Raw genomic sequence first — 22,211 nt, 5'->3', positions numbered from 1 at the left:
ACTGGGCCGCCTGCGTTGAGATCGACGTAAGCGGCGCTAGTTGTTCACCTGCGGCCTCAATATGGTTTTTATCGTTCAACAAACAATAATGGACAACATAAAAACGTGATATGCCCGCTTGAAACAAAAAGCCGGACCCTATTTGGGCTGGCTCGCTATGAGGATTGAGAATGGATCAGATGGGGATTGCTGAACGGCGCCAGTTGCGTCGGAAACTGAGTTTCTGGCGGGTTGCGGCCCTTGTGTTTCTCGTCGGCATCGGTTTCGCGCTGTATCGGGTTACGGTCGGCGCCAGTGGCAACTCCGCGGTCGCGCACGTCGCCCGCGTCGATATCTCAGGCATGATCCTTGACGACAGGGAATTGCTGGAGCGATTGGAGAAGATCGCCGAAAGCAGCCAGGCAAAGGCGCTCATCGTCTCGATCAATTCTCCGGGCGGAACGACCTATGGCGGCGAGCGCATCTTCAAGGCCATCCGCCATATCGCGCAAACCAAGCCCGTCGTCTCGCAGGTCCGCACCCTTGCCGCATCCGCCGGCTACATGATTGCATCTGCTGGCGATCATATCGTCGCCGGCGAAAGCTCCATCACCGGCTCGATCGGCGTCATCTTTCAGTACCCTCAGGTCGATGAAGCGCTGAAAAAGATCGGCGTGTCGCTGGAGGAGATCAAGTCGGCGCCGCTGAAGGCCGAGCCATCGCCCTTCCATCCTGCCAGCGAAGAAGCCAAGACGATGATCCGCAATATGGTGATGGACAGCTACGCTTGGTTCGTCGATCTCGTGGCCGATCGCCGCAACATGCCGCGCGATGAGGTTCTGAAACTCGCTGACGGTACGATCTTCACAGGCCGTCAGGCGCTTGCCGTCAAGCTGGTCGATGAACTCGGCGGCGAAGACGAGGTCCGCGCCTATCTGGAGACCCGCGGTGTGGCCAAAAGCCTGCCAGAAGTGGAATGGAAGGACGGCAAGTCCTCGTCCTCATTCTGGTTCGCCAGTGCCGTGTCGCAGTTTTTCCGCATGACCGGACTGGGCGACCAGCTTTCCCCGGCAGCGCTTCGGATCTTCGGCTCCGACAAGTTGTTCCTTGACGGTCTGGTTTCCGTTTGGCAGGTTGGAAGCGACTGAAAGGCTAATTTTTTCAGGGGGCACCTAACTTTTTTCAGGGGGCAGAAGTGATCAAATCTGAACTGGTGCAGATCGTTGCAGCGCGCAATCCGCATCTCTACCATCGTGACGTCGAGAATATCGTCAATGCGGTCCTCGACGAGATCACTGATGCTCTCGCCGGAGGTAACCGGGTCGAGCTGCGTGGCTTCGGCGCGTTTTCGGTAAAGAACCGTCCGTCGCGCTCCGGCCGCAATCCGCGCACAGGCGAAAGCGTCTTTGTCGAGGAAAAATGGGTGCCGTTCTTCAAAACGGGCAAGGAATTGCGCGAGCGCCTCAACCCGGATCTTGCCGACGAGGACGATTGATCGCGTCGAAGGTCGGGCATCACACTTGAAAGCATGACGCCGCCCTCTATTCTGCACTAGACGCCGGCAGCGATGACCGGCGATCCATCGTTTGATTGTCACTTGCCGGGAGAAAACCATGACCAAGTTCAAGAGGATCGTGAGCCTCGTGATCTTTGTGCCCCTCGGCATCGTTTTGATCGTTCTGGCCGTCGCCAACCGTCAAAGCGTCACGCTCGCACTCAATCCCTTCCGTCCGGAAGACAGCGTCCTGTCGCTGACGGCACCGCTGTTCCTGCTGGTACTGCTGGCGCTCCTGTTCGGCATGGCGCTTGGCTCGTTCGTGACCTGGTGGAGCCAGGGCAAACATCGCAGACAGGCCCGGATTGAAGCTCGCGAGGCCGTCCGTCTGCAAAAGGAGAACACTGCCGCGGTCAAGCCGTCGCCGTCAGTCGTTCCGGCCAACCAGGCCATTGTTCCCGCCCCGGCCAGCAACGCCGCGCTTCCAGCCAGATAATGACCCGCGGTCAGAGCCCCTCGGTTCTGGCCTCCGCTGTCTTGGCGATGACCGCTGCGTTGAAATCCGCAAAGAATTTTGCTGCCAGCTTCTCGGTTGTCGACCGCACGAGCTTGGATCCGAGCTGCGAGATCCGTCCTCCGGTTTGCGCACGCGCGATGTAATGCAGCACGGTCTCAGTCCCGTCTTCCTCAAGCCGCACGTCAGCCGCGCCCTTGGCAAAGCCCGCAATGCTTCCCTGACCCTCGGCGGCGAGTGTGTAGCTTTCTCCCGCCTCAATGTTCGAAAGCGTGATCGTGCCGGCAAGGCCGAGCGAGATCAGGCTAAAGCGAACCTTGATACTGGCGGCAAGTTCGTTGTCCGAAGTCCACTCCAGACGCTCGCAACCGGGAATGCACTGGCGGATGGTTTCGGCATCGTTCAGCGCCCGCCACACGATGTCCCGCGGCGCCGCGATCCGTTCCTGCCCTTCGATATCCATCTCGATCTCCCGTTTCGCTGATTAGATAGGCGTCGAAGCGAGCGAAAACAGATCTGACGCTATTGCCGGCTTTGAAGAACGCGGCACAGATGCTATCTGCTGCGAAAGACAAGAACCCGAGCGGATGATCGCAGTGAAGAACAAGGAAAGGCGGCCGACCGGCAAGCGCCCGGAGAAGCCAGCAGCCAAGGGCGCGCCTAAGTCGCCTGCCAAAAGCCCGGACAAGCGCCGCAGCGAAGCGGGCAGCCGTCCGGCCGTTGCCGCAACCCGTACCAGGTCGACCGGCCCCCAGGCTGCGCGCTCCGAAGGTCGGGTCGAAGCCCAAACCACCCAGTCGCGCCGTCCTGACAGGCCACAGGCACAACCGCACGTGCCCGTCGAAACGCGTCCGCTTCTTGCCCGCAGCGGCGATCTGCCAGCCGAACGCGTGCCGATCATTCTGGAATCGTCCGGCGCCGGCGATTTCCACCTGATCGACACCGGCCGCGGCCTGAAGCTTGAGCAATACGGCGATTACCGCGTTGTGCGCCCGGAAGCCCAGGCCCTGTGGCAGCCGACGCTTGCCGACGACATCTGGGAAAATGCCGACGCAATCTTCACCGGCGACACGGATGAAGACGGCATGGGCCGTTGGCGCTTCCCATCACAAGTGCTCGGGGAAACCTGGCCTCTCGCCCTTCTCGGTATCGATTTCCACGGCCGCTTTACCGCATTTCGCCATGTCGGCGTGTTTCCGGAACAGATCGTCCACTGGGAGTGGATGAAGGAACGCGTCGAGGAAGCCGCCAAGGCCGGGCGCACCCTGAAAGTCCTCAACCTGTTCGGCTATACCGGCGTCGCCTCGCTCGTGGCGGCAGCCGCCGGTGCCGAAGTCACCCATGTCGATGCGTCGAAAAAGGCGATCGGCTGGGGTCGCGAGAACCAGTCCTTGTCGCGTCTCGAAAAGGCACCGATCCGCTGGATCTGCGAAGACGCGATGAAGTTTATCCTGCGCGAGGAACGCCGCGGCAACACCTACGACATCATTCTCACCGATCCGCCGAAATTCGGCCGCGGTCCAAATGGCGAGGTCTGGCATCTGTTCGATCATTTGCCGCTGATGCTCGATGTCTGCCGGCAGCTCCTGTCGCCCAAGGCGGTCGGGTTGGTGCTGACGGCCTATTCGATCCGCGCCAGCTTCTATTCCATCCATGAACTGATGCGCGAAACCATGCGCGGCGCAGATGGCGTTGTGGAATCGGGCGAACTCGTCATCCGGGAAGCGGGCCTTGACGGCAAAGTCCGTGGCCGCGCGCTTTCCACCTCTCTTTTCAGCCGTTGGGTACCCGCATGAGCGATAATTTTCACAGAAACGGGCCACGGCGCGTCGGGCAGGTGAAGGAAGTCACCTCGCTCGCCAACCCCATCATCAAGGAAATCAAGCTTCTCACCGACAAGAAGCACCGGGAAGAAGCCGGTGCCTTCATGGCGGAAGGGTTGAAACTGGTCATCGATGCGCTGGAACTTGGCTGGTCGATCCGCACGCTCGTCTATGCCAAGGCTGCCAAGGCCAAGCCGCTGGTCGAACAGGTAGCGGCAAAGACCGTCGCGGATGGCGGCCTGGTGCTCGAGGTCAGCGAAAAGGTCTTGTCGTCGATCACGCGCCGCGACAATCCGCAGATGGTGGTCGGTATTTTCGAGCAGCGCTGGGCACGGCTTGCCGATCTGAAGCCTCAGGCTGAGCAGACATTTGTCGCGCTCGACCGCGTCCGTGATCCCGGCAATCTCGGCACGATCATTCGCACGGCCGATGCCGCCGGCGCCTCCGCCGTGCTGCTGGTCGGGGAAAGCACCGATCCGTTCTCGCTGGAAACAGTGCGCGCCACGATGGGCTCGATTTTCGCGATGCCCGTCATCCGCTGCTCGGCGGAAGAATTCTTGAGCTGGCAAAAGGGAGCGGGCGTTAGCGTCGTCGCCACCCATCTGGCCGGCGCCGTGGATTATCGCACCGCGGACTATACCCGCAAACCGGTCGTTCTCCTGATGGGCAACGAGCAGTCCGGGCTGCCAGACAGCCTTGCGCGCGCCGCCGATCGCACGGTCAAAATTCCGCAACAGGGCAGGGCGGACTCGCTCAATCTCGCGGTCGCGACGGCCGTCATGCTGTTTGAAGCCCGCCGCCATCTGCTGACGCTGGAGGATAAATAATGACCGCTCGCGTTGGTCTCCTGTCGCGACCCATCAGTGCGGTCATCTTCATCATCATCGCCGTGCTGCTCGACCAGGCGATCAAGATCGCCGTCGAAAATTCGCTGCCGCTCGAGCAGATGGTGCCGGTCATTCCGTTTCTGGCGCTCTACCGCACCTATAATATGGGCGTAGCCTTCTCGCTTCTGTCCGGCATGGAGCGCGAATTCATCATCGGCATGCGCCTCGTCATCGTTGCCTTCGTGCTGTGGCTCTGGCGCCGCACGCCCAAGGACCGGCCCTTTGCCCATCTCGGCTATGCGATGATCATCGCCGGTGCGATCGGCAATCTGGTCGATGGCATCGTTTACGGGCACGTGGTGGATTACATCCTGTTTCACACCGCCACCTGGTCGTTTGCCGTGTTCAATCTCGCGGACAGTTTTATCAGCGTCGGTGCAGGTCTCGTCATTGTCGACGAGCTGTTCGGTCCCAAAGCGGCGGCATCCGTAGACGAGCAGAAGTAATTTTGCTCGACGGATAATTGTGAAATCGAGCGATTGGCATAATTTTACCGGATTGATCTAAGACTTCGGAAGGAAACCTCGGGTAATCTTTCCGTATGCGCGACATCGCCGAAATACAGAACCGTATCTCACAGGCCTTCACGTCGCTCGCGCCGAAGGACGGGTCTGACGACGCCGCATGGAATGGAGTGCCCCGCACGCCGGAGCAGCCGGTCGCGGCGAACGTCCAGAGACATCCAGGCGCTCTTCGCGCACTCTTCACAAAAATCCTCAAATGGCGCCGACCACAGGCCATTGCTCCCGACGTCTCGGGCTCTCCGCAGATCGCCAACGTCGTCCATGAGCTACGAACGCCACTGAACGGCATTCTTGGGATGACCCACCTCTTGGGTCAGACGAAGCTGACGGCGGAGCAGCAGAATTACTTGAGCGGTATCCGCCAGTCCGGCTACGCCCTGGCTCAACTGGTCGAAGATCTGCTGGATCATTCCACGATGGAGGCCGGCCGGTTCCGTCTTAACAACCGTGCAGCGGATCTGCGCCAGCTGATCGAAGGTGTCGTGGAAATGCTCGCTCCCCGCGCCCATGGCAAACGGATCGAGATCGCCGCCACCTTATCCGCCGCCGTGCCGGAGCTTCTCGACTTCGATCCTGCCCGCATTCGCCAGGTTCTGTTCAACGTCATCGGCAACGCCGTCAAGTTCACGACCACAGGCGGCGTGCTGGTTCGAGCCTTCATCGAGAACGAGACCGTGGCGATTTCTGTTGCTGATACCGGCCCGGGCATGACCGAGGAAGAGCAGACCCGGATCTTCGGTGCGTTCGAACAGGCAGGATCGGCGGAAACGCGCAGCGGCGGCACAGGTCTCGGCCTCGGCATCGCCTCGCGCATCCTCGCCGAATTCGGCGGCTCGCTGTCGGTCTCCAGCCGCAAGGGCAATGGCAGCGTTTTCACTATCCGCTATCCAATGCGTCTGGCCGAGGATGCGCCGGCCGGTGCTGCCGTTCGCAACCGCTCGCTGTTTGGCTCTCGCGTGCTTCTGCTCGCGCCAGATGGTCCGGCCGCCTTTGCGACCGTTTCCAGCATCGAAACACTCGGCGGCCGTGGGAGGCATGTGTCCGATCCCGCCCAGGTGCAGCTATTGATCGATCGGGCCAAAGCGACAGGCTCGCCCTATACCGATCTCATCGTCGATCACCGACTGGCCTCCGACTACGCGTGGGAACCGTCGCACGCGCCGCTGCACCGTATTCTGCTGGTCAATCCGGAGGAAAGGGCGTCGCAACCCCAGGAATATTTCGATGCCTGGCTGATCCGGCCGCTGCGCGAAAAATCGCTGGTCGATGTCCTCAGTGGCCGCATGCGTGGTTTTGGCGCCCGCGACCGCCCAGTAATGGACGTGCCGGCCCCTGAAAATTCAAACTCGGTCGATCGCAAGCGGGAAGCCGGTCCGGCCCTCGATATTCTTCTCGGAGAAGACGATCCCGTCAGTGCGCTTCTGGTCGCCGCGGTTCTGCGCAAGGCAGGGCACACGGTTCGTTCCGTGGAGGATTTCGGAAGTCTCATCGAAGCCCTTGGCGAAAACCGCCCGGATGTCGTTCTCTGCGACATGCATATGCCCGGCGGCAACATCATGGATCTCATCTCTGCCGCCTCCAGAACCGCGCTGCAGCCGGTCCCCGTCATGGTGCTGACAGCCGAAAGCCGCGGCGAGGCGCGGCGCAAAGTCATCGATCAGGGCGCCTGCAAAGTGCTTCAGAAGCCGCTCGATCCGGCTGTTCTGATTGAGGAATTGCGTCTTTTTGCGCAGGCTTCCAGCACGTCCTGACAGTCGCGTTGACGGGCCTTGCACCACTTCCTATTGTGACGATATCTGTCACGCTCTTGTTGCAGATGCATGTTTAAACGCGGGTGATCCAACCGGTACGGGAAGAATCACCATGGCTATCGAACTCCTGAACCGCACATTGACCTCTGAGACAAAGCAGGCCCCGGCTGCTGATCCGGCAAATAGCCGCGTTGGTAGCGATGTGTTCGGCCGCATCGGTACGCTCGAAACAAGGCTTGCCCGCAACCTGCGCGAAATCGATGCCGCCCAGGCCGTGCGCTACCGCGTCTTCGTCGAGGAGATGGGCGCCACGATCGAGCCCGAGGCGATGCGGCTTCGACGGGATATCGATAGCTACGATGCGATCTGCGATCATCTGCTTGTCGTCGACAACGCGATAGACGGTGAGATCGAAGACCAGATCGTCGGAACCTACCGGCTTCTGCGCCAGAGCGTCGCTGAGGCGAATGGCGGGTTTTATTCGACGTCCGAGTTCGATATCGCGCCACTTCTCGCCCGCCATCCTGACAAGCAGTTCATGGAACTCGGCCGCTCCTGCGTGCTGCCCGAATACCGCACCAAACGCACCGTGGAACTGCTCTGGCAGGGCAACTGGGCCTATGCGCTGAAGCATGGTGTCAATGCCATGTTCGGCTGCGCCTCTTTCCCCGGCGTGCGTCCGGAAGAACACGCGCTGGCGCTGTCCTTCCTCCATCACAATGCGCTGGTGAAGGACGAGTGGATGGTCCACGCATTGCCTGATCTCAATCGCAACATGGATCTGATGCCGGCCGAGGCGATCAATCCGCGCCAAGCGCTTTCCGCCATGCCACCGCTGGTCAAGGGCTACCTTCGCCTCGGCGCCATGATCGGAATGGGAGCCGTCGTCGATCAGGCCTTCAACACCACGGATGTCCTGATCGTACTGCCGATCGCCTCGATCTCCGGTCGCTACATCAACTACTTCGGCGCCGACGCCGGCCGCTTCGCGAACTAGAGCGCTCTAGATTTGGAGCCTGGTCGGTCCGCAGTAGCGACCCACCATGTCGTGCACCGAGGATGGCAAGCGTTCGGACGCGGCGACAAGCCAGATCAGAAGATGGGAATCCGGCAACAGCCTCGATCGCGTGCGCCGTAGAACAGATCCTCGATCTCTTTGTCTAGCGCCTTATCCATGTCTTCCGGAATGAAGAACTGACCTTTGAGGAATCCGATCCGCCGTTTCCTGGGCCCGGTCACCTCGGGTGCGTCCGCCTCATCGACAGAAACCACCGTCACCAGCGGCTTGCCCGCCTTGGCGATCACGAACGGTTCCCCGTTCGCGGCTTCATCGACAAGCTGCGACAGGTTTTCTTCGGCTTCCTGAATGCTGACGGTCTTCATGAAACGGGAACTCCGATCGGACCAGATGAAACACCCTAATCCGATCGGCTGAAGCTTTCAACAAAAGCGTCGGCGCGGGGTCTCTCAGGACCCCGCGTTATAGGCCGCAATCGCCGCCATGTTGACGATTTCGGAGTCCTTGGCGCCCATCTGGGTGATCTGCACCGATTTGTCCAAGCCGACCAGAAGCGGTCCGATCAGCGTCGAGGCGCCGATTTCCTGCAGCATGCGGGTGGCGATCGAGGCCGAATGAATGGCCGGCATGACAAGCACGTTGGCCGTGCCGGAGAGGCGGCAGAACGGATACTGCTCCATGCGGCTGGCATTGAGCGCCACGTCGGCCCCCATCTCGCCCTCATACTCGAAATCCACCCGGCGTCCGTCGAGGATCTTCACCGCCTCGCGGACCCGCTCCGACCGTTCGCCGATCGGCTGGCCGAAGGTGGAATAGGCAAGCAGCGCCACGCGGGGCTCGTAACCCATGCGCTTGGCGACGCGCGCGGCTTCCACGGCGATGTCGGCGATCTGCTCGGCAGTCGGCATGTCGTGCACGGCGGTATCGGCCACGAAGATCGTCCGGCCGCGGGCCACCACGATCGACACGCCGATCACCCTGTGTCCGGGCTTGTCGTCGATGCAGCGGCGCACGTCGGAAAGAGCGGTCGCATAGTTGCGCGTCGTGCCGGTTACCATTGCATCCGCATCGCCCACGGCCACCATGGTCGCGGCAAAATGGTTGCGGTCGTGGTGGATCAGCCGCTGCACGTCACGCAGAAGCAGTCCCTGGCGCTGCAGGCGGGCGTAGAGGAAGTCGATATAGGTATCGACGCGATTGGAAATGCGCGCATTGATGATCTCGATGCCGGGACGTTCGAGGTCGATACCGGCCTTTTCGGCCGTCTCGCGGATCACATCGTCGCGGCCGAGCAGGATCGCAGTGCCGAGACCCTGGCTGCAGAACGAGATCGCGGCCCGCATGACCTGCTCTTCTTCGGCTTCGGCAAACACCACGCGCTTGGGGAAGCGGCGAACCCGGTCGTAGATCCCTTGCGTCGTTGCAGCGATCGGGTCGCGGCGGGCGGAAAGCTCGCGACCATAGGCGTCAAGGTCGGTGATGTCGCGACGCGCTGCTCCGCTTTCCATTGCGGCTCTGGCGACAGCGACGGGAATGGCCGAGATCAGCCGCGGATCGAACGGCACGGGAATGATGTATTGCGGCCCGAACCGCGGCCGGTTGCCCTGGTAGGCGGCAGCCACGTCATCAGGCACGTCCTCGCGGGCAAGATCGGCCAGCGCCTGCGCTGCGGCAATCTTCATCGCATCGTTGATCTGCCGGGCCCGCACATCGAGCGCCCCGCGGAAGATGTAGGGAAAGCCCAGCACGTTGTTGACCTGGTTCGGATAGTCCGAGCGGCCGGTTGCCATGATCGCGTCGTCGCGGATGCGCGCCACTTCTTCCGGCGTGATTTCCGGATCTGGATTGGCCATCGCGAAAATGATCGGCTTGTCGGCCATCGAGCGGATCATCGCTTCGGTGAACGCACCCTTCTGGGAAAGACCGAACACCACGTCGGCACCCTTCATCGCCTCTTCCAGCGTGCGGCTGTCGGACTTGACGGCATGCGCGCTCTTCCACTGGTTCATGCCCTCTGTGCGACCCTGGTAGATCACGCCCTTGGTGTCGCAGAGGATGATGTTGGCAGGGTTGAACCCCATCGCCTTGATCAGCTCGATACAGGCGATTGCGGCAGCACCGGCGCCATTGCACACCAGCTTCGTGGTCTTGAGGTCGCGGCCGGTCAGTTCCAGCGCGTTGATGAGACCGGCGGCGGCGATGATCGCCGTGCCATGCTGGTCGTCATGGAAAACCGGGATGTCCATCAGCTCGCGCAGACGGCTCTCGATGATGAAGCATTCCGGCGCCTTGATATCCTCAAGGTTGATGCCGCCGAAGGATGGGCCGAGGTAGCGCACGCAGTTGATGAATTCGTCTACGTTTTCCGTATCGACCTCGAGATCGATACTGTCCACATCGGCAAACCGCTTGAACAGGACGGACTTGCCTTCCATGACAGGCTTTGATGCCAGTGCACCGAGATTGCCGAGACCAAGGATTGCCGTGCCGTTGGAAATCACGGCCACCATGTTGCCGCGCGTCGTGTAGTCATAGGCCTTGGAAGGGTCGGCGGCGATCGCCAGAACCGGCACGGCGACTCCAGGCGAATAGGCCAGCGAGAGGTCGCGCTGCGTCGCCATCGGCTTTGTCGGGGTGATCTCGAGCTTGCCGGGACGGCCCTGCGAGTGGAAATCAAGCGCTTCCTGCTCGGTCACCGACGCTCTGTTGCGCGTGTTCTTTTCCGGCGTCTTGTCGTTTGCGGGCATTGGCCTCTCCAGCTTTTTGTGGGCAGCGCCCCTCGAGGTCGCGGGGGATGTTGTAATTCAAGGGTCATCACCGATAGTGTCGCCTCTTTCCAGACGCAACAATAAATCTGCGCAACAAACATTGGTGCCGTGACCCATTTTCAAAGACCTACGCTCGATGCCCTGACGACCGACCAGCTGGCTTCGGAGGAAAGCCGCGCGTCGGCAACGCCGATGATGGAACAGTTCATCGAGATCAAGGCGAACAATCCCGGATCGCTGCTGTTCTATCGGATGGGCGATTTTTACGAGCTGTTCTTCGAGGATGCGATCGATGCCTCGCGCGCGCTCGGCATCACGCTGACCAGGCGAGGCCAGCATATGGGGCAGGACATTCCGATGTGCGGCGTACCCGTGCATGCAGCGGATGACTATCTGCAGCGGCTGATCATGCTCGGCTTCCGCGTTGCCGTTTGCGAACAGGTGGAAGACCCGGCGGAAGCGAAGAAACGCGGCTCCAAGTCGGTCGTCAAACGCGATGTCGTGCGGCTCGTCACGCCCGGCACAATCACCGAGGAAAAGCTGCTCGTCGCGTCGGAATCCAACTATCTGATGACGCTTGCCCGCATCAAGGGTGCTGCCGAACCGCTGATGGCGCTTGCCTGGATCGATATCTCCACCGGCGTCTTCCGGTTGGCGGAAACCGAGCCCTCGCGCCTGCTGGCCGATATCCTGCGGATCGAGCCGCGCGAACTGATCATGCCGGATACGATGTTCCACGATGCGGAACTGAAGCCGGTCTTCGACGTGCTTGGCCGCGTCGCCGTGCCGCAGCCTTCAGTCCTGTTCGACAGTGCCACGTCGGAAGGCCGCATCGCGCGCTATTTCGGGGTCGGCACGCTGGATGGCTTCGGCACGTTTTCCCGCGCCGAAATGGCAGCGGCGGCAGCTGCCATCGCCTATGTGGAAAAGACCCAGATGGCCGAGCGCCCGCCGCTCGGCCGACCGGAGCGCGAAAGCGGCGCTTCCACCCTGTTCATCGATCCCGCCACCCGCGGCAATCTCGAACTGACGAAGACGCTCTCGGGGGAGCGCGAAGGCACGCTCCTGAAGGCGATCGACCGAACCGTCACCGGCGGCGGCGCAAGGCTTCTGGCCGAACGGCTGATGTCGCCCCTGACGGATCCAGACCGCATCAACAGGCGGCTCGATTCCGTTTCCTTCCTCCGTGACGAACCCGGCCTGTGTTCGGATCTGCGTTCCTCGCTGAAACACGTGTCGGATATGCCCCGCGCTCTGTCGCGTCTGGCGCTCGATCGCGGCGGCCCGCGGGATCTCGGCGCGATCCTTGCCGGTCTCGAAGCCGCGCGTGGCGTTGCAAGCTTCCTCGATGGCGCCATGCTGCCGCAGGAACTGTCGGAGGCGCTCGATGATCTGAAGATGCTGCCGGGGGAACTCGAAACCCTGCTTGGCACCACGCTTGCGCAAGAGCTTCCTCTTCTCAAGCGCGATGGCGGTTTCCTCGCGGATGGTGCACGTGCCGAACTGGACGAAGTCCGCGCGCTTCGGGATCAGTCGCGCAAGGTCATTGCCGGGCTGCAGCTGCAATATGCCGAAGAGACCGGTATCAAGTCGCTCAAGATCAAGCACAACAACGTGCTCGGCTATTTCATCGAAGTGACCGCCGGCAATGCCGGCCCGATGACCGATACGCCGGAAGGCAAGGCGCGCTTCATCCACCGCCAGACCATGGCGAATGCGATGCGCTTCACCACGACCGAACTGGCCGATCTCGAAAGCCGCATCGCCAACGCCGCCGACCGGGCGCTGACGATCGAGCTCGAGGCCTTCCGTCTCATGGTCGAGTCCGTGACCGCCGAAGCCGAAGCGATCAAGGCCGGCGCCCGCGCGCTTGCCATCGTGGATGTTGCAGCTGGTCTTGCGATGCTTGCCGAGGAGTGGGACTACCGCCGCCCGGTGGTCGATGCGTCGCGCATGTTCGCGATCGAAGGCGGCCGCCATCCGGTGGTCGAGCAGGCCCTGCGCCGTCAGTCGTCAGGCCCGTTCATCGCCAACGAATGCGATCTTTCGCCCGCCGGTACCGACGAGTTCGGTGCCCTCTGGCTTTTGACCGGCCCGAACATGGGCGGCAAATCCACGTTTCTGCGCCAGAACGCACTGATTGCCATCCTCGCCCAGATGGGCTCCTTCGTTCCCGCCGCGTCCGCCCATATAGGCATCGTCGATCGCCTGTTTTCCCGCGTCGGAGCTTCCGACGATCTCGCACGCGGCCGCTCGACCTTCATGGTCGAAATGGTCGAAACGGCAGCGATCCTCAACCAGGCAACCGACCGTTCGCTGGTCATCCTGGATGAGATCGGCCGCGGCACGGCAACCTTCGACGGCCTGTCGATTGCCTGGGCCGCAGTCGAGCACCTGCACGAAGGCAACCGCTGCCGTGGGCTGTTCGCCACCCATTTCCACGAACTCACCGTGCTCTCGGAAAAGCTCAACCGCCTTTCCAATGCCACGATGAAGGTCAAGGAATGGGATGGCGAGGTCATCTTCCTGCATGAAGTCGGACCCGGTGCTGCCGATCGCTCCTACGGTATCCAGGTCGCACGGCTTGCCGGCCTGCCCGACAGCGTTGTCGCCCGTGCCCGAGATGTGCTGACCAAGCTTGAGGACAGCGATCGCAAGAACCCCGCAAGCCAGCTCATCGACGATCTGCCGCTATTCCAGGTGGCGGTGAGAAAAGATGAGATGAAGCGCGGTCCGTCAAAGGTCGAGGAAACGCTGAAAGCCATCAATCCGGACGAAATGAGCCCGCGCGATGCGCTCGACGCCCTATATGCGTTGAAGAAGCAACTTGCGGCCAAGTAAGGCCGCATCTCAGTTGAAAGGAACACGCACGTGAGCGTCGCCTTCGTGAAGGAAGAAAGTGCCGAAACCGCAGCGGAAACCCAGCTGCCGGACAGGCCTGTCTCGTCGCATCCCAACCTCGTCACCGAGGCCGGCCTGAAGGCGCTAGAGGCGCAGCTTCGTACCGCAAAGGAGGCTTTTGACGCGGCCAACACGGTTGAGGACGTCAACGAGCGCCGCCGCCAGGCCGCAGGTCCCGCGCGCGACCTCCGCTACTTCGCCGAGAGGCTGCACAGCGCTCAGCTAGTGCCTGCACCGGTTTCGACTGAAGTCGTCGCCTTCGGCAACACGGTGCGCTTCAGCCGTGACGACGGCCGCGAGCAGGCTTATCGCATCGTCGGCGAGGATGAGGCCGATCCGAAGGAAGGTTCGATCTCCTACGTTTCTCCCGTTGCAAGTGCGCTTCTGGGCAAGTCGGTCGGCGATGTCGTGACCGTAAACGGTCATGAACTCGAAATTACTGCAATTTCCTGACGCATTCTCCCGAAACCACACCTCAGCGCTTGAGAAGGCCCTCCGCTCCGGCTATCTGATTCTTTCCATTGAAAGAAAAGGCTGATCGCGGCATGACTCCAGATTATCTCGTCACCCATTCCGGTGGCTTCCATGCCGACGAACTCCTGTCCAGTGTCATCCTGACGCGGCTGTTCCCCGATGCACGCATCGTCCGCAGCCGGGCTCCCGAATGGATCACGCCGGGTGGCGACCGCATCATCTACGACGTCGGCGGCTCCTTCGACGCGCAGGCGCAGATTTTCGATCATCACCAGCGCGGTGCGCCCTTGCGCGATGACGGCGCGCCGTTCAGTTCCTTCGGCCTGATCTGGAAGCACTACGGCCGCGATTACCTGCTCGCCTTCGGCGTACCGGAAGCCCATGTCGAGGCGGTGCACGCAGCCTTCGACACCAAGTTCGTGCTGCCGATCGACCTCATGGACAATGGCGCGCTCAGCCCCTCGGTCGCAGGTCCGATGGCCGGCCTGACACTGCCGTCGCTTCTCGAAACCCTGAAGCCCGCCTTCGACGAAAAGGACGAAGGCGCCGATGATCGCGCCTTCCATGCAGCGCTCGTCATCGCCCGCGCCTTTGTCGAAGCCGGCATTTCCCAGCGCGCCGCAAAGCTGCGGGCAGAGACGCTGGTTCTGGACGCCATTGCCAAGGCCGGCGAGGGGCGCATTCTCGAATTGCCGATCGGCATGCCGTTCCGCCCCGCCATCCTGAAGGCCGGCGCCGATCAGCTTCTCTTCGTCGTCCACCCGCGCGACAAGGACTGGTGCGTCACCGGCATCCGCCGCGCCGATGACGGTTTCGAACTGCGCGCCGATCTCCCCGCCGCATGGGCCGGCCTCACCAATGCAGATCTGGAAGCCGCATCCGGCGTCGAAGGCGCCACGTTCTGCCACAACGGCCGCTTTATCGCCGCCGCCAGAACCCGCGAAGCAACGCTCGCCATGGCGGAACTCGCGGTGAAGGAGGCCCTGTCTAAAGGCCTCCTCCCTGCGGCTGGCTGAGCGCTCAGCGTTCCAGCAGCGTTCTGCGAAGAAAGACGGCAATATTGAAGAAGATCTGCTGATGCAGCTTTTCGCGTGGGATGTCGCTCACCTCATCGCAAACCGGATCATCCTCATACTGCTTCAGCAATTCGGCTCCGTTCGCATTGCAGATGCTGAGGAACGAGAAATGGTTTGCGCCGGGAACTAGCGCGTAGTTGGCCTCCGGAATATCGACCGCCAGCGACTGGGCGTTGGTGCCGGACATGATGCCGTCGCCTTCGCCGAGGTTGATGAAAAGCATTGGTCTATCGATGCCGGCAAGACTTTCGTTCTGGTAAGCCATGGCAAAACCCGGATCGACCGCAATCACCGCTGAAACGCGCTTGTCGCCATAACCACCTTCGAATGCCTCCCGATCGACTTGGGAAAAATCCACCCCGCCCTTCTGAAACCAGTTGCAGCCCGCATCCTTGCCGCCTGCCTCCGCGCAATGGGTGACAAAGGTCTGAAGCGACGCGCGGGCGCCGGCGGTCAGCATCATCGTGGTGCCCCCGAGCGAAAAGCCGATGCCGCCGATCCGCTCCTTGTCGACAAGCGCGCTCCAGGTGGCGCTCGTCGTCAGTGTATCGATCAGGGCTGAAACATCCTGTGCCCGCTCCCAGATCTTGAAGCTTTCCACTGGAATGGAATCGCCTGATGTCGAATGGATATGATTGGGTGCCGCAACGATGAAGCCGTTGCGCGCGAGTTCTGTCGAAAGCCAGCCCAGCCCCGCTGCATTGCCGCCCGAGCCATGGCTCAGAATGACCAGCGGAAACTTCTCCTGCACAGGCGTGGCATTGCGGCGAACAGGCACGCCGACCCACAGAGCATCGGCGCCCAGCGTATAGGGATCGCCGTCGGCCTTTGCCGGATAGGTGATCAGCACTCTCTCGGGTTGGGTTCGATGCGACGGATTGATCTGGATCCACTGGGTTCCCGCCTCGAAGGCGAAGGCCGGTAAGGCGGTTGCGGAATACCCGAAACCGATCAGGGCAAGGGTTGCAAGGCGAAGGCGGGATAGGGGCAGGGCCATGGAAATCTCCATCGGGGTTGTGAACGGCACCACCCTTGCGCCTGTATCTGCCTGCCTTTCGACCTCGATCGTGATATGGTCGGACCTCAAACATGTTTCAGGCCATTTACCGCCGGGGTCACTGCAGTGCTCTCTATCCCTTTGCCGTTTCTGGTCGGTATCGTCTTTGCCCTTGCGCTCTATCACAGCCTCAAAGGCGTCGACGTGCCGGGAAGCCGTCGCTACTTCATTGCATTTGTCGTTCTCTATGCGGCCCAGGGCTTGGTCGTCGGCCTTCATTTCGGCTACGGCATAACGGCGCTCGCACCGGTTCAGCCGGTCACGGCCTCCGTCATGCCGCCGCTTGCGTTTCTCGCCTTCCAGTCGCTTTCCGGCGGCGGCCGATCTGCGCCCTGGCGCCACCTCGCCGCACCGCTTTGCGTCGGCGCTTCCGTCCTTTTTGTACCGATCCTGGTCGATCCGCTCCTGCTGGTGATCTTTCTCTTTTACGGCGTCGCCCTCTGGCGGCTGATCCGTTCGGAAGGTTCCGATCTCATGGTCGAAGCCAGCCTTCAGCGAATGCGTCCCGCCCTGCGGGCCGCAAGAATGACGGCCGCGCTGATGCTGTTCTTCGCAGTCAGCGATGCTGCCCTCTCGGTCTACACGACGTTCAACGGGAGGGACGACATTCCGCTTGTCCTGACGGCGATCAACATCGTCGTTCTCGTGGTAACCGGCATCTACTATTTTGCACCGGAAGCTGCAGAAAGCCCGCTGCCGAACGGGAAGGCACCGGAAGCCAATCCACAGGATGAGCGTCTCGTCCAGCGCGCGACAGAGGCTTTGGATCGGGACGGTCTCTACCGCGACGAAAACCTCAGTCTTGCGAAACTGGCCCGCAAGGCCGGCGTCCCTGCGCGGGATCTGTCGGTTGCCATCAATCGCGCAACCGGCCTCAACATCTCGCAGTTCGTCAACAGACGCCGGATCGCGGAAGCATGTCTGCTGCTTCGCGAAACCCGCCGGCCGGCGACGGTCATCATGTTCGATATCGGGTTTTCCACCAAGTCGAACTTCAACCGCGAGTTTCGCCGCATCACCGGCATGAGCCCGCGTCAGTGGCGCAGCGGATCGAAGTCTATCGCAGACCCCGGCAATATCGGGCTTGACGTTCCGGTCGCGAACAAACAACTTGGCGCCGTCAAGCCGTAACCGTGGTAAGCACGCCGCTCACATGCGGAGCACTGTGCGGTAACGGCTGCGCAACAAAAATGAGCTAAAGCGTATGGGGCAGGGCCGCAGGGACCTGGGAACGCTTTAGGGGAGGTGCCCGAAATCCGTCGTCGTCTCCATCGGGAATGGAGAGGGCGGGCACCGGCAGGAAGACATGGCCAAGCAAGCAACAAGACAAGATCATCGCCACGACATCGATTTTTCCGAACTGATGGACGTCGCCGGCCTGCAGACGAAATGCCGTGAGGCGCTCGGCACCAAGGACCGGCCGCTGCTGGAATCGCGGGCAGCTCTCCTGCCGATCCTTCGGCAGGCCAGTGTCGACGGTCGCGAAAAGGCACGCGAACTGCTGGGCCAGGATGGCAGCGGCCTTCGCTGCGCCCGCCGCATCTCGTGGATCCAGGACCAGCTGATCTGCGTCTTGAACGAAACCATCACCGAGAGCCTCTATCCGGAAGGCCGCGAGATCGCCGTTGCCGCCACCGGCGGTTACGGCCGCGGCACGCTCGCGCCAGGGTCCGATATCGATCTTCTTTTCCTGCTGCCCGAAAAGAATTCCGATGCCATGCGCAAGGCGGTGGAATTCCTGCTCTATCTCCTGTGGGACATGGGCTTCAAGGTCGGCCATGCCACCCGCACGGTGGAGGAATGCATTCGCCTGTCGAAAACCGACATGACGATCCGCACCGCCATTCTCGAATGCCGCCCGATCTGCGGCAGCGGCGCGCTGGTCAGTCAGCTGATGTCGCGCTTCGATCTGGAAGTCGTTGCCGGCACAGGTCCGGAATTCGTCGCCGCCAAACTTGCCGAGCGCGACCAGCGCCACAAGAAGGCGGGCGACACACGTTATCTGGTCGAGCCCAACGTCAAGGAGGGCAAGGGCGGCCTGCGCGACCTTCACACGCTGTTCTGGATTGCCAAATATTACTACCGCGTCCGCGAAACGACCGAACTCGTCAAGCTCGGCGTCCTCTCGCGCGAGGAGGCAAGGTCCTTCGAAAAGGCCGACGACTTTCTCTGGGCGGTGCGCTGCCAGATGCATTTTCTGACGGGCAAGGCAGAGGAACGTCTGTCGTTCGACATTCAGCGGGATATCGCGGCAAGCCTCGGTTACAACGCGCGGCCTGGTCTCTCCTCCGTCGAACGCTTCATGAAGCATTATTTCTTGGTCGCGAAGAACGTCGGCGATCTCACCCGCATTCTCTGCGCAGCGCTGGAGGACCAGCAGGCGAAGGCCGCACCCGGTCTCACCCAGCGGGTCATCTCACGCTTCACCAAGCGGCTGCACAAGATCGCCGGCTCCGTCGAATTCGTGGAAGACCGCGGTCGTATCACGCTGGCCGATCCAGGCGTCTTCAAGCGCGATCCGGTCAGCCTGATCCGCTTTTTCCACGTGGCGGACCTGACCGGGCTGGAACTGCATCCCGACGCGCTGAAAAGCATCACCCGTTCACTTTCGCTTATCGACAGCGCCCTGCGCGAAGACGACGAGGCAAACCGTCTCTTCCTCTCCATCCTCACCTCCAGGCGCGATCCCGGACTTATGCTGCGGCGGATGAACGAGGCCGGCGTGCTCGGCCGCTTCATTCCTGAATTCGGCAAGGTCGTGGCGATGATGCAGTTCAACATGTATCACCACTATACGGTCGACGAGCATCTGATCCGCTCGGTCGATGCGCTGTCGGAGATCGATCACGGCCGAGCGGCGGACATGCATCCGCTCGCCAACAAGCTGATGCCGACGATCGAGGAGCGCGCGGCGCTCTACGTCGCAGTTCTGATCCACGACATCGCCAAGGGCCGCCAGGAGGATCATTCGATCGCCGGCGCCCGAATCGCGCGCAAACTCTGCCCGCGTCTCGGTCTCAACGCCAAGCAGACAGAACTCGTCGTATGGCTGGTGGAACAACACCTGATCATGTCGATGACGGCGCAGACCCGCGATCTGCATGATCGCAAGACCATCGCCGACTTTGCCGAAAAAGTCCGGTCGCTGGATCGCTTGAAGCTGCTGCTGGTGCTGACCATCTGCGATATCCGCGCCGTCGGCCCGGGTGTCTGGAACGGCTGGAAGGGCCAGCTTCTGCGCACCCTCTACTATGAAACGGAACTGCGTCTCTCCGGCGGCTTTTCCGAAGCATCCGGCAAGGAACGGGCAAAGGTGGCGGAGGAAGATCTCGCCAACGCCCTGTCCGACTGGAGTCAGCAGGACCGCGAGGCGCTGGTGAAGCTCCATTACCAGCCGTATCTCCTCTCCGTGCCCGTCGAGGACCAGGTGCGCCACGCAAGCTTCATCCGCGAAACCGACAAAGCCGGCAAGCCGCTCGCCACCATGGTGCGCACCGACAGTTTTCGGGCGATCACCGAAATCACCGTTCTCGCCCCCGACCATCCGCGTCTTCTATCGATCATCGCAGGCGCCTGCGCGGCCGCCGGTGCCAACATCGCCGATGCGCAGATCTTCACCACCTCCGATGGCCGTGCGCTCGATACGATCCACATCAACCGGGAATTTGCGGTCGATGACGACGAGATGCGCCGTGGCGGCACGATCGGACGGATGATCGAAGACGTGCTCGCCGGCAAGAAGCGACTGCCGGAAGTCATCGCCATCCGCGCGAAAGCCAAGAAGAACAAGAACAAGGCCTTCGATATCCCGCCGTCCGCGATCATCTCCAACGGGCTTTCCAACAAGTTCACCGTCGTCGAGGTTGAATGCCTCGACCGGACCGGTCTGCTTGCGGAAATCACCGCGGCCCTTGCCGATCTCTCGCTGGATATCCAGTCGGCGCGGATCACCACGTTTGGTGAAAAGGTGATCGATACGTTCTACGTCACCGATCTCGTCGGCCACAAGGTGACCAATGAGAACCGCCAGGGCAATATCATCACCCGGCTGAAGGCGGTCATGGCGGAACAGGAAGACGAGCTTCAGGAAGCCATGCCGGATGGTATCGTCGCGCCCCAGCCGGCTGCCGCCGACGGAGCAAATGTCTTGCCGCGGAAGTCGAAAGTCGGTGTCTGAAACACGACACCGGTGCTATCCCTGCTGAACGGGTGCTTCGTTCGGTCCGCTCTTTTGCGCCACAGAAACAGTGGGGCAGGGCGCCGGACGGATGACGCACGCCAATGCACAGGTAGAACATGAACAATCCCAGCTTCCCCAAGCATGAGCGCAAGACGATGAGCCAAGCCCGATGAGCCTCGCCAGAAAATTCGCAACCGTCGGCGGCGCAACGCTCGGCAGCCGCATTTTCGGTTTCGCCCGTGAAACCTTCATGGCGGCGGCCCTTGGCACGGGGCCGATGGCAGACGTGTTTTACGCCGCCTTCCGGTTTCCCAACCTGTTTCGCCGTCTGTTTGCCGAAGGCGCCTTCAACGCCGCTTTCGTTCCGTTGTTTTCCAAGGAAATCGAGGCGAACGGCGTCGATGGTGCCAAGCGGTTTTCCGAAGAGGTCTTCGGCGTCCTGTTTTCTGCGCTGCTGATCATCACCATCGCAATGCAGCTGGCCATGCCCTGGCTGGTGCGGTGGGTCATTGCCCCGGGCTTTGCCGATGACGCGGAAAAGACCGCGCTGACGGTGCGCATGGCTGTCGTCATGTTCCCTTATCTCATGTGCATGTCGCTGACGGCGATGATGAGCGGCATGCTCAACTCGCTGCATCATTTCTTTGCCGCCGCCATCGCGCCGGTGTTCTTGAACGTGGTGATGATCGCAGCGCTTCTCTACGGCCTCTGGGTTGGCGCCGATCCGCGCGAAATCGCCTGGTATCTGTCGTGGAGCGTGCTGGTTGCGGGCGTGTTGCAGCTTGGCGTCGTCTACGTGGGCGTGCGCCACGCGGGCATCAATATCGGCTTTCGCCGGCCGAAGATGACACCCAACGTCAAGCGCCTGCTCTGGCTCGCGGTTCCGGCCGCGATCACCGGCGGCATTACCCAGATCAACCAGATCATCGGCCAGGCGATTGCGTCGGGCAAGGAAGGCGCAATCGCTGCCCTGCAATATGCCGACCGCATCTACCAGCTGCCGCTCGGTGTCGTTGGCGTTGCCGTCGGCGTGGTGCTCCTGCCCGAATTGTCGCGGGCGCTTAAAGGCGGCCACGTCAAGGAAGCCGGCAACATCCAGAACCGCTCGATCGAATTCGTGCTGTTCCTGACGCTTCCTGCTGCTGCAGGTCTGTGGATGCTGTCGGATGCGATTATCCGTGTGCTTTACGAGCGCGGTGCGTTTTCAGCGGAAAACACCACCGTCGTCGCCTCGATCCTTGCGATCTACGGCATCGGTCTTCCGGGTTTCGTGCTGATCAAGGCGCTGCAGCCGGGCTTTTATGCCCGCGAGGATACCAAAACGCCGATGCGCTTTACCATGGTGTCGGTCGTCATCAACTCGGGCCTTGCCATCACGCTGTTTCCGATGATCGCCGAACGCGGCATCGCGACGGCAGAAGCCGCGGCCGGATGGATCAACACGATCCTGCTATTCTCGACGCTGGTCTGGCGGGGTGATCTCGTCTGGGAATGGGCGCTTGCCCGGCGTACTGCCTTGCTGCTCGTCGCGACAGGGATTATGGCGGCGGCCCTGTTTTATGCGCTTCCCTATGCCAGCCCATGGTTGCAGCCGGGCTCGCATCTCTTGACCCAGGTGCTGGCTCTGGCCTGCCTTCTGGGGATTGCGATGGTCGTCTATTTCGCCTGCGCGTTTGCGATCGGCGGTGCCGATCTCGGCATGATCAGGCGAAACATCAAGCGGAAGCCAAAGTCTGCTGTCCCACCACCGGCGGAGTCCTGATC

General features: G+C 61.6%; 18 protein-coding genes. 14 read left to right on the top strand and 4 right to left on the bottom strand.

Annotation, left to right across the window (positions count from 1 at the left end):
* Positions 1 to 170 precede the first annotated feature (170 nt).
* The 3 genes from sppA (at position 171) to IFT59_RS17035 (ending at position 1,970) form a co-directional block, all read left to right on the top strand.
* Entirely contained in the window at positions 171 to 1,127 is a 957-nt protein-coding gene (gene sppA / locus IFT59_RS17045) for a signal peptide peptidase SppA (protein WP_092663766.1), read from the top strand.
* 47 nt (positions 1,128 to 1,174) lie between these two features.
* Positions 1,175 to 1,474: an integration host factor subunit beta gene (locus IFT59_RS17040; protein WP_062454023.1), complete on the top strand. Its 300-nt coding sequence runs from the start codon at positions 1,175 to 1,177 to the stop codon at positions 1,472 to 1,474.
* Positions 1,475 to 1,592: 118 nt separating this feature from the next.
* The gene (locus IFT59_RS17035; RefSeq protein WP_062454022.1) at positions 1,593 to 1,970 is read left to right on the top strand and encodes a lipopolysaccharide assembly protein LapA domain-containing protein; all 378 of its coding nucleotides are present in this window, start codon (positions 1,593 to 1,595) and stop codon (positions 1,968 to 1,970) included.
* 10 nt (positions 1,971 to 1,980) lie between these two features.
* Here IFT59_RS17035 and IFT59_RS17030 read toward each other — a convergent pair whose 3' ends face one another.
* Positions 1,981 to 2,451, bottom strand: a complete 471-nt coding sequence (locus IFT59_RS17030) for a CoxG family protein (protein ID WP_062578836.1) — start codon at positions 2,449 to 2,451, stop codon at positions 1,981 to 1,983.
* 133 nt (positions 2,452 to 2,584) lie between these two features.
* Between IFT59_RS17030 and IFT59_RS17025 the strand changes: the two genes are divergently transcribed.
* From IFT59_RS17025 to IFT59_RS17005, 5 genes are all read left to right on the top strand, one after another.
* Positions 2,585 to 3,784 carry a class I SAM-dependent methyltransferase gene (locus IFT59_RS17025; protein WP_446737845.1) on the top strand — a complete coding sequence of 400 codons (1,200 nt, stop codon included), beginning with the start codon at positions 2,585 to 2,587 and terminating at the stop codon, positions 3,782 to 3,784.
* The gene (locus tag IFT59_RS17020; protein WP_192087613.1) at positions 3,781 to 4,638 is read left to right on the top strand and encodes a TrmH family RNA methyltransferase; all 858 of its coding nucleotides are present in this window, start codon (positions 3,781 to 3,783) and stop codon (positions 4,636 to 4,638) included. Before IFT59_RS17025 ends, IFT59_RS17020 begins: the two co-directional genes overlap by 4 nt.
* Positions 4,638 to 5,144 carry a signal peptidase II gene (gene lspA / locus IFT59_RS17015; RefSeq protein WP_192087612.1) on the top strand — a complete coding sequence of 169 codons (507 nt, stop codon included), beginning with the start codon at positions 4,638 to 4,640 and terminating at the stop codon, positions 5,142 to 5,144. Before IFT59_RS17020 ends, lspA begins: the two co-directional genes overlap by 1 nt.
* A 95-nt stretch (positions 5,145 to 5,239) precedes the next feature.
* Entirely contained in the window at positions 5,240 to 6,973 is a 1,734-nt protein-coding gene (locus tag IFT59_RS17010; protein WP_192087611.1) for a hybrid sensor histidine kinase/response regulator, read from the top strand.
* Between the two features lie 112 nt (positions 6,974 to 7,085).
* The gene (locus IFT59_RS17005; protein WP_062454017.1) at positions 7,086 to 7,970 is read left to right on the top strand and encodes a GNAT family N-acetyltransferase; all 885 of its coding nucleotides are present in this window, start codon (positions 7,086 to 7,088) and stop codon (positions 7,968 to 7,970) included.
* 95 nt (positions 7,971 to 8,065) lie between these two features.
* On the opposite strand, the gene IFT59_RS17000 is transcribed toward IFT59_RS17005, so the two are convergent.
* A complete protein-coding gene (locus IFT59_RS17000) occupies positions 8,066 to 8,356 on the bottom strand; it encodes a type II toxin-antitoxin system Phd/YefM family antitoxin (protein WP_192087610.1) in 291 nt (96 codons plus the stop codon).
* A gap of 84 nt (positions 8,357 to 8,440) precedes the next feature.
* Positions 8,441 to 10,738 carry an NADP-dependent malic enzyme gene (locus tag IFT59_RS16995; RefSeq protein WP_192087609.1) on the bottom strand — a complete coding sequence of 766 codons (2,298 nt, stop codon included), beginning with the start codon at positions 10,736 to 10,738 and terminating at the stop codon, positions 8,441 to 8,443.
* 213 nt (positions 10,739 to 10,951) lie between these two features.
* Between IFT59_RS16995 and mutS the strand changes: the two genes are divergently transcribed.
* The 3 genes from mutS (at position 10,952) to IFT59_RS16980 (ending at position 15,150) form a co-directional block, all read left to right on the top strand.
* A complete protein-coding gene (mutS, locus tag IFT59_RS16990; protein WP_192087762.1) occupies positions 10,952 to 13,600 on the top strand; it encodes a DNA mismatch repair protein MutS in 2,649 nt (882 codons plus the stop codon).
* 30 nt (positions 13,601 to 13,630) lie between these two features.
* The gene (greA, locus tag IFT59_RS16985; RefSeq protein ID WP_092663754.1) at positions 13,631 to 14,113 is read left to right on the top strand and encodes a transcription elongation factor GreA; all 483 of its coding nucleotides are present in this window, start codon (positions 13,631 to 13,633) and stop codon (positions 14,111 to 14,113) included.
* 92 nt (positions 14,114 to 14,205) lie between these two features.
* The gene (locus tag IFT59_RS16980; protein ID WP_192087608.1) at positions 14,206 to 15,150 is read left to right on the top strand and encodes an MYG1 family protein; all 945 of its coding nucleotides are present in this window, start codon (positions 14,206 to 14,208) and stop codon (positions 15,148 to 15,150) included.
* A 4-nt stretch (positions 15,151 to 15,154) separates the two neighbouring features.
* On the opposite strand, the gene IFT59_RS16975 is transcribed toward IFT59_RS16980, so the two are convergent.
* On the bottom strand, positions 15,155 to 16,207 hold the full coding sequence (locus IFT59_RS16975) for an alpha/beta hydrolase family protein (protein ID WP_192087607.1): 1,053 nt from the start codon (positions 16,205 to 16,207) through the stop codon (positions 15,155 to 15,157).
* Positions 16,208 to 16,333: 126 nt separating this feature from the next.
* On the opposite strand from IFT59_RS16975, the gene IFT59_RS23375 reads away from it, so the two are divergent.
* The 3 genes from IFT59_RS23375 (at position 16,334) to murJ (ending at position 22,209) form a co-directional block, all read left to right on the top strand.
* Complete coding sequence (locus tag IFT59_RS23375) at positions 16,334 to 17,398, top strand: helix-turn-helix domain-containing protein (protein WP_192087606.1); 1,065 nt, start codon at positions 16,334 to 16,336, stop codon at positions 17,396 to 17,398.
* Positions 17,399 to 17,573: 175 nt separating this feature from the next.
* Positions 17,574 to 20,444: a [protein-PII] uridylyltransferase gene (locus tag IFT59_RS16965; protein ID WP_192087605.1), complete on the top strand. Its 2,871-nt coding sequence runs from the start codon at positions 17,574 to 17,576 to the stop codon at positions 20,442 to 20,444.
* A 172-nt stretch (positions 20,445 to 20,616) separates the two neighbouring features.
* Positions 20,617 to 22,209 carry a murein biosynthesis integral membrane protein MurJ gene (gene murJ, locus IFT59_RS16960; RefSeq protein ID WP_192087604.1) on the top strand — a complete coding sequence of 531 codons (1,593 nt, stop codon included), beginning with the start codon at positions 20,617 to 20,619 and terminating at the stop codon, positions 22,207 to 22,209.
* Positions 22,210 to 22,211: the final 2 nt, after the last annotated feature.

Source organism: Rhizobium sp. CFBP 8752 (genome assembly GCF_014842035.1).
Classification (GTDB): domain Bacteria; phylum Pseudomonadota; class Alphaproteobacteria; order Rhizobiales; family Rhizobiaceae; genus Neorhizobium; species Neorhizobium soli.
Note: the sequence above shows the minus strand (reverse complement) of the source record. Positions and strands in the feature narration are given on the sequence as shown.